Here is a 13,873-nt window from a genome sequence, read left to right on the forward strand (position 1 = left end):
GGGAGTTCACGTCACGGCATGGGCCAGGAGCCGCTTGAGTTCGCGTCGCTGCTCGGCGTCGAGCCCTTCGAGCACCTCGTCCTCGGCGGCCAGCACCGCGGCTTCGGCCCGTTTCAGCAAGGCGGTTCCCTCGGCAGTCAGCTCCGCCGGCAGCGCCCGTCCGGAGTCCACGGTGGCGGGTCTGCGTACCGCGCCGCGATCCTGCAGTCCGCGCAGCACGTTGTTCATGGCCTGCGGTGAGACGTTGGTGTGGCGCGCGAGTTCCGCGTTGGACTGACCAGGGGCCATGGACAGCAGTCGGAGGCAGACGAATTCGGGCAGCGTGAGCCCGAGCGGCTGCAGTTGTGCGGCGACCTTGGGCTGCAGCACGGCGACCACGCGATACATCAGGTACCCGAGTGGCTGTTCCGCCAGGACGCCCCCAGTATCGGAGTTCATATCAAGCATATTGACACATATCAACCAGGTTGATATACCGGACGTATGACCACACCAAGCGAAATGTCTGACGCAATGTTCGAATCGGCTTACCGCGGTGAGGCTCCCGAGTTCGCCGGGGTGCGCCCGCCGTGGAGCATCGGCGAACCGCAGCCCGAGATCGCGGCCCTGATCGCCGAGGGCAAGTTCCACGGGGAGGTGCTGGACGCCGGTTGCGGTGAAGCGGCCACCGCCCTGGACCTGGCGGAACGGGGATTCACCACCGTCGGGCTCGATCAGTCGGCCACGGCGATCGAATTGGCCCGGGCCGAGGCCGCCAAGCGGGGCCTGACCAACGCCAGCTTCGAAGTCGCCGACATCAGCGCGTTCACCGGCTACGACGGTCGTTTCGGCACCATCGTCGACAGCACGCTGTTCCACTCCATGCCGGTGGAACTTCGCGACGGTTACCAGCAGTCGATCGTGCGGGCCGCGGCGCCCGGCGCGTCCTACTTCGTGCTGGTGTTCGACAAGGGGACGATGGGCGACACCGGGCCTGCCAATCCGGTCAGCGAGGACGAATTGCGCGAGGTCGTCGGCAAGTACTGGGTGATCGACGATGTCCGGCCGGCCCGCATCCACGCCCACGTGCCAGCGGAATTCGCCAACTTTGCCGATTTCGCCGGGATGGACCTCCGCGACGAGGCCAACGACCGCAAATCGATCGCGGCCTGGCTGCTTCAGGCGCACCTCGGGTAGCTGCCAGCTGACCTGCGTCCGCCGGCGACACTCGGTCCGCGAGGGCTCCCCCCGCTAGGTGTGCTGCCCGCCATAGGGCAGGATAGAGAGGCCGTCCAGGGGTAACCCGGGTGGCTCTCTACATGCGAGGAGTGCCGAGGAGACCGATGGCGGATCCGAATGTCGCCGGCGAGGGCGCAGCACCCATTCGTCCCTTCTATACGAGGGTTCTGCTGAAGCTTGGCGGAGAGATGTTCGGCGGCGGCGAGGTCGGTCTCGACCCCGACGTCGTGCATCAGGTAGCCCGCCAGATCGCCGCTGTCGTGCGCAGCGGGGTCCAGGTCGCGGTCGTGATCGGCGGCGGCAACTTCTTCCGCGGCGCCCAGCTGCAGCAGCGCGGGATGGAACGCACCCGCAGCGACTACATGGGCATGCTCGGGACCGTGATGAACAGCCTTGCGCTGCAGGACTTCCTGCAGAAGGAAGGCATCGACACCCGCGTGCAGACCGCCATCACCATGGGTCAGGTCGCCGAGCCGTACATCCCGTTGCGGGCCGTGCGGCACCTCGAAAAGGGTCGCGTCGTCATTTTCGGTGCCGGCATGGGCCTTCCGTACTTCTCCACCGACACGACCGCTGCGCAGCGGGCCCTGGAAATCGGGGCCGACGTCGTACTGATGGCCAAGGCCGTCGACGGCGTCTACACCGCCGATCCGCGTGAGGATCCGGACGCCGAGCTGCTCACCGAGGTCAGCCATCGCGAGGTCATCGATCGCGGCCTGCGGGTCGCCGATGCCACCGCCTTCAGTTTGTGCATGGACAACCGGATGCCGATGCTGGTGTTCAACCTGCTCACCGAAGGCAATATCGCCCGCGCGGTGGCGGGTGAGAAGATCGGAACACTGGTCACCACCTAAACGGGAGAAGCCGACGTGATCGACGAAACTCTCTTCGACGCTGAAGAGAAGATGGAAAAGGCCGTGAGTGTGGCCCGTGACGACCTGTCCACCATTCGGACCGGCCGGGCCAACCCTGGCATGTTCTCCCGTATCAACATCGACTACTACGGGGCGATGACGCCGATCACGCAGATGGCGAGCATCAACGTTCCCGAGGCGCGCATGGTCGTCATCAAGCCTTACGAGGCGTCGCAGCTCAAGCCGATCGAGGACGCGATCCGCCATTCCGACCTCGGCGTCAATCCGACCAACGACGGAAGCATCATCCGGATCTCCATCCCGCAGCTCACCGAGGAGCGTCGCCGCGACCTGGTCAAGCAGGCCAAGTCCAAGGGCGAGGACGCCAAGGTGTCCGTGCGCAACATCCGCCGCAAGGCCATGGAAGAGCTCAGCCGGATCAAGAAGGACGGCGAGGCAGGCGAGGACGAGGTCGGACGGGCCGAGAAGGACCTGGACAAGACCACGCACACCTACACCAGCCAGATCGACGACCTGGTCAAGCACAAGGAAGGCGAACTGCTGGAGGTCTAGTGGCCGATCAGCAAATACCTTTCGTGACAAACACACCGGTCGGAGAACCGCAGAAAAAACAATCCCGGGCCGGCCGTGATCTCCCGGCCGCCATCGCCGTCGGCGTCGTCCTCGGCGCGTTGGCGATCGGGACCCTCTTGTTCGCGCCGATCTGGTGGCTGCCGTTGCTCGCGGTGGCCATCGCCATCGCCACCCATGAGGTGATCCGACGGCTGCGCGAACACGGTTACGCGTTGCCCGCCGTCCCGCTGCTACTCGGTGGCCAGGCGATGATCTGGTTGACCTGGCCGTTCGGGGCAGCCGGTCTGCTGGGCGCCTTCGGAGGCACCATCGTCGTCTGCATGGTGTGGCGTCTCGTCGGACAGGGTCTGGACCAGCAACCGGTCAATTACCTGCGCGATATCGCCGCCACGATCCTGCTCGCCACCTGGGTGCCGTTGTTCGCGGCCTTCACCGCGCTACTGATCTTCGCCGACCACGGCGGAGCCCGGGTGTTCACCATCATCGTGACGGTCGTGTTCGCCGACATCGGCGGCTATGTCGCGGGCGTCCTGTTCGGCAAACACCTGCTGGCGCGGGCGATCAGTCCCAAGAAGTCCTGGGAGGGCCTCGGCGGTTCGCTGGTGTTCGGCATCACCGCAGCCGTTGTGTCGGTGGCGTTCCTGCTGGACAAGCCCGCGTGGGTCGGCGTGCCGCTGGGCTTGCTGCTGGTCATCACCGGCGTGCTCGGTGACCTGGTCGAATCGCAGATCAAGCGGGACCTCGGGATCAAGGACATGGGCACGCTGCTACCGGGCCACGGTGGGATCATGGACCGCATCGACGCGATGCTGCCGTCCGCTGTCGTCGGCTGGATCGTTCTGACGCTGCTCGCGTAGGTTGCGGTCGCTGCGTGCGCCTGACGCGTTCAGCCAGCATGCGACCGCACCCAGGACCAGTCCCGCGGCGATACCGAGGTTCACCCGCTCGCCGAGCATGAACCAGGACAACACCCCTGCGACTGCGGGAATGACGCAGAACAGCATCGCGACCGCCGAGGCGCCGTGCAGATTGATGGCCCGCACGTACAGCGACACCCCGAGCATTGCGTTGAGCAGCACCACGCCGGCCACCGCCAGCACCGCCTTGGTGACGTCGTGCACCTCGACCGGTGTGGTGAGCGCAAGCGCCAAGGCAGGGATGAACGCGACGGCGTTCTGCACGGACGTCGAGGCCCGGAAGTCGACATCGGAGCAGAACCGCTGTTGATACACCCCGCCGGCGGCCAGGCCGAGCAGCGCGACCAACAGCAATCCGACCGCGGGGTCGATTCCGCCAGAGGCCATCAGTCGCGTCGCGCAGGCCGCCAGCACGGCGGCGACGCCGAGCCCCAAGGCGAGCACCCGGCGCGGCGTCAACCGATCGCGCAGGAAAACCGCGGCCAGCAGTGCGGTCGCGACCGGGTTCATCGCGATGACGACCGCGCACAGCACCGCCGGGGCGCCATGCTGAATCGCGATGTACAGGGCACAGAACTGCACGGCCTGCATGAGCAGACCCGCCACCGCGACGTGGAGCAGCTTGCGCCCGGTGGGAAAGCCGACCCGGGCCAGCGCTGCCCACGTCCCGAGGAACAGGCCCGCGAGCCCGAACCGGAAGGCCAACACCGCCATCGGGGAGAGCGCGTGCACCGCGAGGTTGCCGATCGGATAGCCCAGGGCGTAGAAGAACGTCACGGTCGTCGCCGTGCGCATCGGCATCGGCTGGATTGCTCCGTGCGTGCGCAGGGGAGTGGGCGCCATGACGCCAATGGTGGGTGAGCTCCCCATGTGCGGTCCAACGATTATCGGCAATCGCGATTGATCGTTGATGCTAATCAATAAGGCGGAATAACTCGGTGAATAGAAGGAAACGCCTGGTTTTTGATCGTAAGCGCTGATCGGAGTACGTTGGCCGCATGGGTCAGGTGCTGGATATCGCACCGCTGCGCAGTCTGGTGGCGGTGGCGGACTGTGGTGGGTTTCACCGCGCCGCCGCGGTGTTGCACATGACGCAGTCCGCCGTCAGTCAGCATGTACGGCGAATCGAGGCCGTCGTCGGCGGTCCCGTCGTCGAACGGTCCGGCCGCGGTGTCGCCTTCACCGAACTGGGGCATCGCGTTCTCGGTCACGCCCGGGGCATCCTTGCCGCTCACGACGCGGCGTTGATCGATCTCGGTGCGGCCGAAGAACAAGTGCTGCTGATCGGCGCCACCGAGCACGGCGCCGACGTCATGTTGCCCGCCCTCACCGCGGCGCTGGGCGAGCGGTTGCCCAACTGGCGGCTGCGGTTTCGCCTCGACCGCAATGTCATGCTCGCCGACGCCCTCGAACACGGTCTGGTCGATCTGGCCGTGATGCTCGACGGCTCCGGAATGGATCCCGCTCACGCCTCCGGAACGCTTGCGCTGAAGTGGGTTTCGGGCCGCGGCTTCGGCACCGGCGTGAACCAGCCGTTGCCGGTGGTGATGTTCTCCGAACCCTGCACCTTGCGCGAACCCACGTTCGCCACGCTCGACCGATGCGGGACCGACTACCGCATCGCCGCCGAATCCGCGAACCTGTCCGGCCTGTTCGCAGCGGTGCGTTCCGGCCTGGGCGTGGCACTGCTGCCGATGATCGGCCGACTACCCGACGGGCTGTGTCTGGCCGAGGGGCTGCCCCCGGCCAGCCGCGCATCGGTGTTCGTCCGCGGCCGCGCCGGGGTGGACACCGGTGTCCTGGACACTGTTGAGCGGACTGTTCACGACGTTCTCGCCGGACAAGCCTGATACTGGAAAAGACATGAAGCAGGAATTGGTCTTCGAAGCCCCGCGTCGCCGCATGCCGCCGCGGCACCTTGCCGACCTCGACGAGGACGGCCGTGCTGCTGCCGTCACGGAGCTGGGTCTGCCGAAATTTCGTGCCAAGCAGCTGGCCAATCAGTACTACGGCCGCCTGATCGCCGATCCGAAGCAGATGACCGACCTGCCCGCCGCCGTGCGGGATCAGGTGGCCGAGGCACTGTTCCCGGCGCTGATCGATCCGGTGAAGCAGATCCAGTGCGACGCGGGTGAGACCCGCAAGACGCTGTGGCGCGCGGTGGACGGCACGACATTCGAATCGGTGCTGATGCGCTATCCGCAGCGCAACACGGTGTGCATCTCGTCGCAGGCCGGCTGCGGCATGGCCTGCCCGTTCTGTGCCACCGGCCAGGGCGGTCTGATGCGCAACCTGTCCACCGGCGAGATCCTCGAACAGGTCCGCTCCGCGTCGTCGGCCATGCGGCTGGAGCATGACGGGCGGCTGTCCAACATCGTCTTTATGGGCATGGGTGAGCCGTTGGCCAACTACAACCGGGTGCTGGCGGCCGTCAAGCGCATCATCGCCCCGCCGCCGAACGGTTTCGGGATCAGCGCCCGCTCGGTGACGGTGTCGACGGTGGGGCTGGCCCCGGCCATTCGGAAACTGGCCGACGAGCGCCTCGGTGTCACCCTGGCCGTTTCCCTGCACACCCCCGACGACGAACTACGCGACACACTGGTGCCGGTGAACAACCGGTGGAAGGTCGACGAGGTTCTCGATGCCGCGCGGTACTACGCCGATGTCACCGGACGGCGGGTGTCCATCGAGTACGCGCTGATCCGCGATGTCAACGATCAGCCTTGGCGCGCAGACCTTCTCGGCAAGAAGCTGCACGCCAAGCTGGGGCAGCTGGTGCACGTCAACCTCATTCCGCTCAACCCGACACCGGGCAGTGAATGGGACGCCAGTCCCAAACCGGTGGAGCGGGAGTTCGTCAAACGCGTTCAGGCCAAGGGAGTCTCGTGCACGGTGCGCGATACCCGGGGGCGTGAGATCGCCGCGGCCTGTGGCCAGCTGGCCGCCGAGGGCTGAGCTTTCTGCGCCGAGACCGCGCCCAGATCACCGAGACTGCGCCCAGATCGCGTCTTCGCGGAAAATAGCGATCTGTACGCAGTCTCGATGAGCTGCAGGCAGTCTCGGCAGCCGGCCTACCCCGGCGGGTTGGTGAACCAGAGATTCTCCTCGCGCAGGCTGCGGCTGCGCCAACCGTCGGGCGCGCGCACCAGTTCGTGGTGGTAGTACCCGCCGCATGCACTGATCTCCGCCATCCCCGGCAGCTGCATGGGGTTGTAGAACATCGCCCGCACGCTCGCGGTGTCCCCCGTGGTTTCGAGGATCTCGATGTTGGTGATGTAGTGCATCGTCCACGGCATCACCTCGAAGTTCGCGGCGAACCAGTCGACCACCTCGTCACGCGTGCCCACGACGGCGCCCGCCGACGAGTAGTCGATGTGCGCGTCCTCGGTGAACACCGACCGGTACAGCTCCCAGTCCTTGGAGTCGACTGCCCGGGCGTAGCGGTACAGCAGGGCCGAGATCTCCGAATGCTCGCTCACTACTCGGGCATCCCGATGGTCTTGGACTCGAAGTACTCCTTGAAGCCTTCCTCGCCGTTACGCCGGCCCAGGCCGCTCTGCTTGGAGCCGCCGAACGGGCTGTTGATGCCGAAGTGGCTGCGGCTGTTGATCGTGACGTTGCCGGTGCGGATGCGTCGCGCGATGGCGAAGGCCCGGTCCACGTCCCCGGACGAAACCTCGCCGGACAGGCCGTAGATGGAGTTGTTGGCGATGGCGACGGCCTCGTCGTCGGAGTCGTACGGGGTGGCCGTCAGCACGGGCCCGAAGATCTCCTCCTGCGCGACCTGCGAATCGGGGTCGACATCGGCGAGCAGGGTGGGCTGGGTGTAGTAGCCCGTGGGCAGGTTCTCCGGAATGCCGCCGCCGGTGACCAGGCGTGCCCCGGAATCGATGCCGGATTTGATGAGCCCCAGCACCTTGTCACGCTGGGTCGCGCTGATCTGCGGACCCTGCATGATGCCCGGTGTCCACGGGTCGCCGACGGGGAAGTTCTCCATCGCGCCCTTGAGGAGCTCGAGGCCCTCGTCGTAGCGGCTGCGGGGGAGCAGGATTCGGCTGGGCAGGATGCAGGACTGCCCGCTCATGACGCAGGCCATCATCGCCGCGATCGGCAGCGCCGAGTTGAAGTCGGCGTCGTCGAGCACGATGTGGGCCGACTTGCCGCCCAGCTCGAGCATGGTCTTCTTGACCGTGGAGGCACCGGCGGCCAGGATGGCGCGCCCGGTCGCGGTGGAGCCGGTGAACGTGATCATGTCCACCCGCGGGTCGGCCGACAGCGCGGCGCCGACCTCATTGGCGCCTGCCACCACGACGTTGAACACGCCGGCCGGGATGTCGGTGTGTTCGGCGACGATGCGGCCCAACTCGGTACCCGACCACGGGGTGAGCTGCGCGGGCTTGAGCACCACGGTGTTGCCGGCCATCAACGCCGGCACCGTCTCGGCGATGTTGAGGTAGAACGGCACGTTCCACGGGGTGATCGCGCCGACCACGCCGACGGGTTCGTAGGCGATCTTGCGCCGCGCCGGCCCCAGCTGGGTCTGGTGCACGCCGTTGTCGACGACGTAGTCGAAGCTCTTCCCGTGCTCGGCCCAGTGCTTGACCTCGCCGATCGGGTCCTCGATCTGTGAGCCCGTGACGGTCACCGGACAGCCGACCTCGGTGACCAGCACCCGGCGCAGCCGCTCCTTCTCGGATTCCAGCGCGTCGTGCAACTGCATCAGGCAGTGGTAGCGGAACTCGACGTCGCGGCTCCAGTCGGTTTCGTCGAACGCCCTTCGCGCGGCGCCCACGGCACGCTCGATGTCGGCCACCGTGCCGTCGGTCGCCTGGCCGGCCACCTGCTCGCTGGCGGGATGGATGACGTCGAATTTCGCACCGCTGCCGGTGTATTGGAGTTCACCGTCGATGAGCATCCGCTCGTCACCGGCGAGCACGCCGGTGTCGCTCTGCACCTGAGTCATAGGAGACAGCTTTACAAAAATTGCGTGTCGTGTCACCCCTTTGGAGGAAGGATTGACCGATCGATAAGACTCTGCGATCGTAGAGTGTCGTCGACGCGCGGGACGGGACGTACGGATGGGCGAACGGTAGAAAGCGGATCAGTTCGTGTCGGGCTGTCTGATGCCGACGGCGTGGCGCAGCTGTGCCAGGAATTGATCGCCGTCGTCGCTGCGCACGATGTAGTGCGAGATCGCGACCCGGATCGCGGTGGCCGCCTTGACCGGCGCGTTGGCGCCCGACAGGAGTTTGAGCAGCCGCGCCCGCATCAGCGGGATGACGTTGGCCAGTTGGGCGATCACGACCTCGGGCTCGATGTCGACCAGCCGGACCCCGGAATACGACTGTTGGTACTGCACGATGAAACGCAGTGCGGCGTCGAGCTTCTCGGTGCCCCTCAGGCCGACGGTGGCACGGCTCATGCCGTGGTCGAACATCTCGCGCTCGTAGGTGCCGAACGCGGCGAGAAGCTCCTGTTTGTCGGCGAACCAGCGGTAGAGCGTGGGCCGCGAGACGCCGGCCTGCAGCGCCACCTCGGAGAGGCTCAATTTGGTCTGGCCGCTGCGAGCCAGTACCTCGGCTGTCGCGACCAGGATTCGGTTCCGCGTCGAGGTGTCTTCTAGCGATAGGTCCCGCTGCGCGGGTACAGGTTCATTCACGTCCAGGCCTTGGTTGATCGTGGTTCACCAAATGGTAGGACCATCACAGCAACTTCTTGAGTATTGCCACAGTCTCCAGGTCTGCCAAAGCTGCCACGCCCCGTCTCGCGCCTTCCAGTGCGATGCCTTCGTCCTGCATACCGCCGAGTCCGGCGGTGATGACGGGTGCGGTGTACGCGTAGATCGCCCCGAGGCGATAACGCTCCCACAATTCGTCGTGCTCCAGGGTCGGGCCGCCCGCCGCGGCGAGTGCCCGCCGGTACTCGTCGAGCAGGTCACGCTCGGCGGCCTGCCGGTCGGCCGTGGTCATGCAGGTGACCAGGGTGTATGCCAGCTCGCGGCCCGGATGGCCGCGGCGCACCGCCTGCCAGTCGAGTAGGCCCGCCTCGCCGTTGCGGAAGAACAGGTTGCCCGGATGTGCGTCACCATGCATCACGGTATGCGGCGGGCGGTCCAGCAGCTGTGCCGCCGCACGGTAGTTCTCGTCGATGAACCGGCCGTCGGCCACCGGGATGTCGGTGTTCTCGGCGAGTCGTTTGGTCGACATCTTCAACAGGGAGCCGGTCATCAACGAGGTGTGGTCGCCCGATGCCGAGTACAGCCAGCCCAGCGGCCCGCTTCCGCTGCGTTGCGGCAGGCGGCCCCAGAATGCGGCGTGCACGCGGGCCAGCAGCTCAACCGTCATGGCGGCCCGGTCCTTGTCCAGCGGGTGCAGGGTGTCCGGGAACTCGCAGGGACTCAGTGCCAGGTCCTCCAGGACGAGCACGTACCGCCCGGTGAGGACGTCGAAAGCCGCGCCGTAGGCGCGGGGAACGCCGGGCAGGCCGTCGGCCAGCTGCTGGTAGAAACGAACCTCGGTGTGTCCCAGCCGGCCCAGCTCGCCCATCATCCGGGTGGCGCCTGTCTCGGCGGGCATCTTGACGAAGACCGATTCCGGCACCCCGGTGCCCGACAGCGCCAGCCGGGCCCGTGACGACGTGCCCGCATCGCCGCCGACCACCGACACCGATTCGACGCGGCACCCGGTCAGTTCGGATAGGTAGGCCGCGTCGAGGTCGGCGATCCGGCGGGGTAGTGACCGCATGCGCCCGATGACCGCGTCGGTTGCGATACGTTGCACGCCGTGGCCGATGTGTGCGGCCAGGCCGGCGGCGGGGACGAGGCGGCGGGCCGATGTGAGCATTCGGCAAGTTTACAATTGTGATCCAAATTGTAAAGCGGTTTCGGGAAGGAGCGGCATGGCGGGTCCGATGGAGGGATTTCGGGTCGTCGAGTTGGGTGTCTGGGTTGCCGCACCGGCGGCCGGAGCGCTCCTTGCCGACTGGGGCGCCGACGTCATCAAGATCGAACCACCGTCGGGCGACCCGGCGAGAACCTTCGGCCGGATGCTCGGCCTGGATCCGGACCTGGGCGTGGCGGCCAACCCGCCCTTCGAGATGGACAACCGGTCCAAGCGCAGCATCGTGCTCGACCTCGGTACCGCCGAGGGGCGGGACACCGCAGGCGAATTGCTCTCCACCGCAGACGTTTTCCTGACCAACGTGCGGCCCGCAGCGTTGCGGCGGCTGGAACTCGACTTCGAGACCGTCGCGGCACGCAATCCGCGCCTGGTGTACGGGCTGATCACCGGATACGGACTGACCGGACCGGAGGCCGACCGCGCGGCCTACGACGTCGCCGCGTTCTGGGCCCGCGCCGGGCTTGCCGACCTGCTCACCCGGCCCGGGGACACCCCGCCGTTCCAGCGCGGTGGGATGGGGGACCACTCCGCGGGGATGACGCTGGCGGCTGCGGTGTGTGCCGCACTGCTGGCCCGAAACCGCACCGGGACCGGCCAATTGGTCAGCACCTCGCTCTACCGCCAGGGCGCCTACACCGTCAGCTTCGATCTCAACACCGTGCTGATGAGCGGTGAGCAGATCGCGATCGGCCAGCGTGAGGCGATGGCCAACCCGTGCATGAACAACTACGCCACCGGTGACGGGAAACGGTTCTGGATCGTCGGCCTGCAGGGGGACCGGCACTGGCCCGCACTGTGTCGCGTGGTGGCCCGCGAAGACTGGCTGACCGACGCACGTTTCGCCACCGCGCGTGATCGATACGTCAACGCCCGCGAGCTGATCGCCGATCTGGACGCCATCTTCGCCGAGCATCCGATGGAGCACTGGGCCACCCTGTTCGACGAGGAACCCGACTTCTTCTGGTCACCGATCAACAGTCTCGACGACGTGATCGCCGACGAGCAGTTCCACGCCGCGGGCGGCATTGTCGAAGTCCCCGACGGACTTTCGACGGTGCCGATGGTGTCCAGCCCGGCCGACTTCTCGGCCACTCCGTGGCAGCCACGCATGGTCGCCCCGGCGCTCGGCGCCCACACCGACGAGATCCTGGCCGAGCTGCGCGGTGGTCAGGATCGCTGAGCGTTGATGCCTGCGAGCAGGTCATCGAGCTGCTCGCGGGTGATCTTGCCTGCCGAGAATGCGGCCATCCGCCCGATCGGCACCGATTCCAGCATCCGCAGCAGATTGCTGCCGAAAGCGGAATCGGTTGCGCCGAACGGGGAGACGCTGCCGAGTATCGCGAGAATCGTCTGCGCCGCCGCCGGGTCGGCGAGCAGCTCGGCCAGGGTCGAATCGCGGGTGAACGGCTGGGTCGGTTCATCGCCGGCCAATGTCACCGTCGCGGCCAGCCGCAGGTCCCGGCTCGATGCACCGACCGACACGGCATAGTCGCCGGGCTCGACGACCCAGCGCCCTGCTGTCGTGCTCCAGTACGCGAGATCGCTTCGGCCGATCGGGATTTCGACGGCACATTGCTCGCCCGGTTCGAGCGTCACCGCCGCGAAACCGGCCAGCCATCGGACTGGCCTGCCGACGGTGGATCCGGGTAGCCCGGCGTAGACCTGCACCACCTCACGGCCCGACCGGGCGCCGGTGTTGGTCACCGTGAGCCGTACGGACAGTCCCTCGCCGACGGCGTCGACTTCGAGGCCGGAGTAATCGAACCGGGTGTAGGACAGGCCGTGGCCGAACGGGAACGCCACCGGGATGTCCCGGGTGTCATACCAGCGGTAGCCGACGAAGATCCGCTCGCCGTACACGGTATGGCCGGATTCGGACGGAAAGTTGAGGTAGGCAGGAGAATCCTGCAGTCGCAGCGGCACGGTCTCGGCCAGCCGGCCCGACGGGTTGACGACGCCGAACAGTGCATCGGCCAGCGCGCCACCCCCGGCCTGCCCGAGCAGGGCCCCGTCCACGATGGCCGGGGCCAGGGCCGCGACAGCGTCGAGGCGCACCACGCCGCCATGGGACAGCACCACCACGGTACGGGGCTGGGCCTCGACCACGGCACGGAGCAGATCCAGCTGGGCGGCGGGCAGATCGATGTGCTCGCGGTCGTAGCCCTCGGACTCCTCTTCGGCGGTGAGCCCGAGGAATAAGATTGCGGTCTCGGCGGATTCAGCGGCGCTGACCGCGGCCGCGATATCGCTTCCCGAACAATGGCTCACCGGCTGATCGCCTGCGAGCCTGCGGATCTCGTCCAGCGGGATGTCGAGGCGGGTGGGGTTCACGTGGGAACTTCCGCCACCCTGGTACCTCGGCTGTTGGGCGAACTCGCCGATGACCGCCAGCGGTGACGGCGCCAGCGGCAGCAGATCGCCGTCGTTCTTCAACAGCACGATGGCCCGCTGTGCCGCCTCGCGGGCCAGCTCGTGGTGCGCATCGATATCGGCAGCACTGAATGAACCTGCGGTGGTGCCTGTTTCGGTGACCCGCTGGGTCAGTCGAGCGACACGCCCCGCGGCGCGGGTGACGACGTCCGCGTGCAGGGACCCGGCACGCACCGCGTTCACCACCTCGGTGTCGGAGAGGCCGCCGGTCGTGGGCATCTCCAGGTCCAGGCCCGCGGCCACCGCCGCGACCCGGTCCGCCACCGCGCCCCAGTCGCTGACCACCACGCCGTCGAAACCCCATTCGTCGCGCAGCACCGTGGTCAGCAGCCAGGCGTTCTCGGACGCGTAGACCCCGTTGATCCGGTTGTAGGAACACATCACGGTCCAGGGCCGGGCCTGGCGCACCACGATCTCGAATGTCCGCAGATAGATCTCCCGCAGCGTGCGGACGTCGACGTCGGAGCTGGCCCGCATCCGGTCGTGCTCGGCGTTGTTCACCGCGAAGTGCTTGAGCGATGCACCGACACCGCGGCTCTGCACACCGCGCACCCACGCCGCGCCCAGCGTCCCCGAGAGCAACGGATCCTCCGAGTAGTACTCGAAGTTGCGCCCGCACCGCGGGTCACGCTTGATGTTGACTCCCGGCCCGAGCAGCACGTGCACGCCGAGTGCGCGACTTTCGTCGCCCAGTGCCCGGCCGACTCGCTCCACCAATTCGGGATCCCAGGTCTGGCTGAGTCCGACCGCGGGCGGAAAGCAGGTCGCCGGCTCACTGCCGGACAGGCCCAGATGATCTGTGGCGCTGCCGGATTGCCTGCGCACCCCGTGCGGGCCGTCGGTCAGCACGATCGCGGGCACCGCGCCGATCGCCTTGGTGGTCCAGAAGCTTGCGCCGCTGCCCAGCGCGGCTTGTTCGGCCAGGTCGAGCCCGACGATGGGATCAGCTGAGTCCGTCACC

14 protein-coding genes are annotated in these 13,873 nt (G+C 67.2%); 7 read left to right on the forward strand and 7 right to left on the reverse strand.

Annotated elements, in window-relative coordinates:
• Nucleotides 1-6: 6 nt before the first annotated feature.
• The gene (locus TX88_RS14005; RefSeq protein ID WP_044517554.1) at nt 7-447 is read right to left on the reverse strand and encodes a MarR family winged helix-turn-helix transcriptional regulator; all 441 of its coding nucleotides are present in this window, start codon (nt 445-447) and stop codon (nt 7-9) included.
• Between the two features lie 36 nt (nt 448-483).
• On the opposite strand from TX88_RS14005, the gene TX88_RS14010 reads away from it, so the two are divergent.
• From TX88_RS14010 to TX88_RS14025, 4 genes are all read left to right on the forward strand, one after another.
• Complete coding sequence (locus tag TX88_RS14010; RefSeq protein ID WP_044517555.1) at nt 484-1,176, forward strand: class I SAM-dependent methyltransferase; 693 nt, start codon at nt 484-486, stop codon at nt 1,174-1,176.
• A 146-nt stretch (nt 1,177-1,322) separates the two neighbouring features.
• Nucleotides 1,323-2,072 (forward strand): UMP kinase, encoded by a 750-nt coding sequence (pyrH, locus tag TX88_RS14015; RefSeq protein ID WP_044517556.1) that lies wholly within the window; start codon nt 1,323-1,325, stop codon nt 2,070-2,072.
• Nucleotides 2,073-2,087: 15 nt separating this feature from the next.
• Nucleotides 2,088-2,645 carry a ribosome recycling factor gene (frr, locus tag TX88_RS14020; RefSeq protein ID WP_044517557.1) on the forward strand — a complete coding sequence of 186 codons (558 nt, stop codon included), beginning with the start codon at nt 2,088-2,090 and terminating at the stop codon, nt 2,643-2,645.
• A 23-nt stretch (nt 2,646-2,668) separates the two neighbouring features.
• Nucleotides 2,669-3,523 (forward strand): phosphatidate cytidylyltransferase, encoded by an 855-nt coding sequence (locus TX88_RS14025; RefSeq protein WP_409365860.1) that lies wholly within the window; start codon nt 2,669-2,671, stop codon nt 3,521-3,523.
• On the opposite strand, the gene TX88_RS14030 is transcribed toward TX88_RS14025, so the two are convergent.
• A complete protein-coding gene (locus TX88_RS14030) occupies nt 3,434-4,384 on the reverse strand; it encodes a DMT family transporter (protein ID WP_084622005.1) in 951 nt (316 codons plus the stop codon). The genes TX88_RS14025 and TX88_RS14030 overlap by 90 nt on opposite strands.
• Before the next feature lie 197 nt (nt 4,385-4,581).
• Between TX88_RS14030 and TX88_RS14035 the strand changes: the two genes are divergently transcribed.
• Both TX88_RS14035 and rlmN read left to right on the forward strand, forming a co-directional pair.
• Entirely contained in the window at nt 4,582-5,433 is an 852-nt protein-coding gene (locus TX88_RS14035; protein WP_044517559.1) for a LysR family transcriptional regulator, read from the forward strand.
• Nucleotides 5,434-5,446: 13 nt separating this feature from the next.
• Complete coding sequence (gene rlmN, locus TX88_RS14040) at nt 5,447-6,538, forward strand: dual-specificity RNA methyltransferase RlmN (protein WP_044517560.1); 1,092 nt, start codon at nt 5,447-5,449, stop codon at nt 6,536-6,538.
• A gap of 116 nt (nt 6,539-6,654) precedes the next feature.
• Here rlmN and TX88_RS14045 read toward each other — a convergent pair whose 3' ends face one another.
• The 4 genes from TX88_RS14045 to TX88_RS14060 form a co-directional block, all read right to left on the reverse strand.
• Nucleotides 6,655-7,062, reverse strand: coding sequence for a nuclear transport factor 2 family protein (locus TX88_RS14045; protein ID WP_044517561.1), 408 nt, complete (start codon nt 7,060-7,062; stop codon nt 6,655-6,657).
• Nucleotides 7,062-8,546 carry an aldehyde dehydrogenase family protein gene (locus tag TX88_RS14050; protein ID WP_044517562.1) on the reverse strand — a complete coding sequence of 495 codons (1,485 nt, stop codon included), beginning with the start codon at nt 8,544-8,546 and terminating at the stop codon, nt 7,062-7,064. The genes TX88_RS14045 and TX88_RS14050 overlap by 1 nt, the downstream gene beginning before the upstream one ends.
• Before the next feature lie 138 nt (nt 8,547-8,684).
• A complete protein-coding gene (locus TX88_RS14055; protein ID WP_044517563.1) occupies nt 8,685-9,242 on the reverse strand; it encodes a TetR/AcrR family transcriptional regulator in 558 nt (185 codons plus the stop codon).
• Between the two features lie 43 nt (nt 9,243-9,285).
• Complete coding sequence (locus tag TX88_RS14060; RefSeq protein WP_044517564.1) at nt 9,286-10,425, reverse strand: phosphotransferase; 1,140 nt, start codon at nt 10,423-10,425, stop codon at nt 9,286-9,288.
• A 55-nt stretch (nt 10,426-10,480) separates the two neighbouring features.
• Here TX88_RS14060 and TX88_RS14065 point away from each other — a divergent pair, with 55 nt between their 5' ends.
• A complete protein-coding gene (locus TX88_RS14065; protein ID WP_044517565.1) occupies nt 10,481-11,662 on the forward strand; it encodes a CaiB/BaiF CoA transferase family protein in 1,182 nt (393 codons plus the stop codon).
• Here TX88_RS14065 and TX88_RS14070 read toward each other — a convergent pair.
• Nucleotides 11,650-13,872 carry a glycoside hydrolase family 3 C-terminal domain-containing protein gene (locus tag TX88_RS14070; protein ID WP_044517566.1) on the reverse strand — a complete coding sequence of 741 codons (2,223 nt, stop codon included), beginning with the start codon at nt 13,870-13,872 and terminating at the stop codon, nt 11,650-11,652. The genes TX88_RS14065 and TX88_RS14070 overlap by 13 nt on opposite strands.
• Nucleotide 13,873 lies beyond the last annotated feature (1 nt).

Source organism: Mycolicibacterium septicum DSM 44393, assembly GCF_000455325.1.
GTDB classification, from domain to species: Bacteria; Actinomycetota; Actinomycetes; order Mycobacteriales; family Mycobacteriaceae; genus Mycobacterium; species Mycobacterium septicum.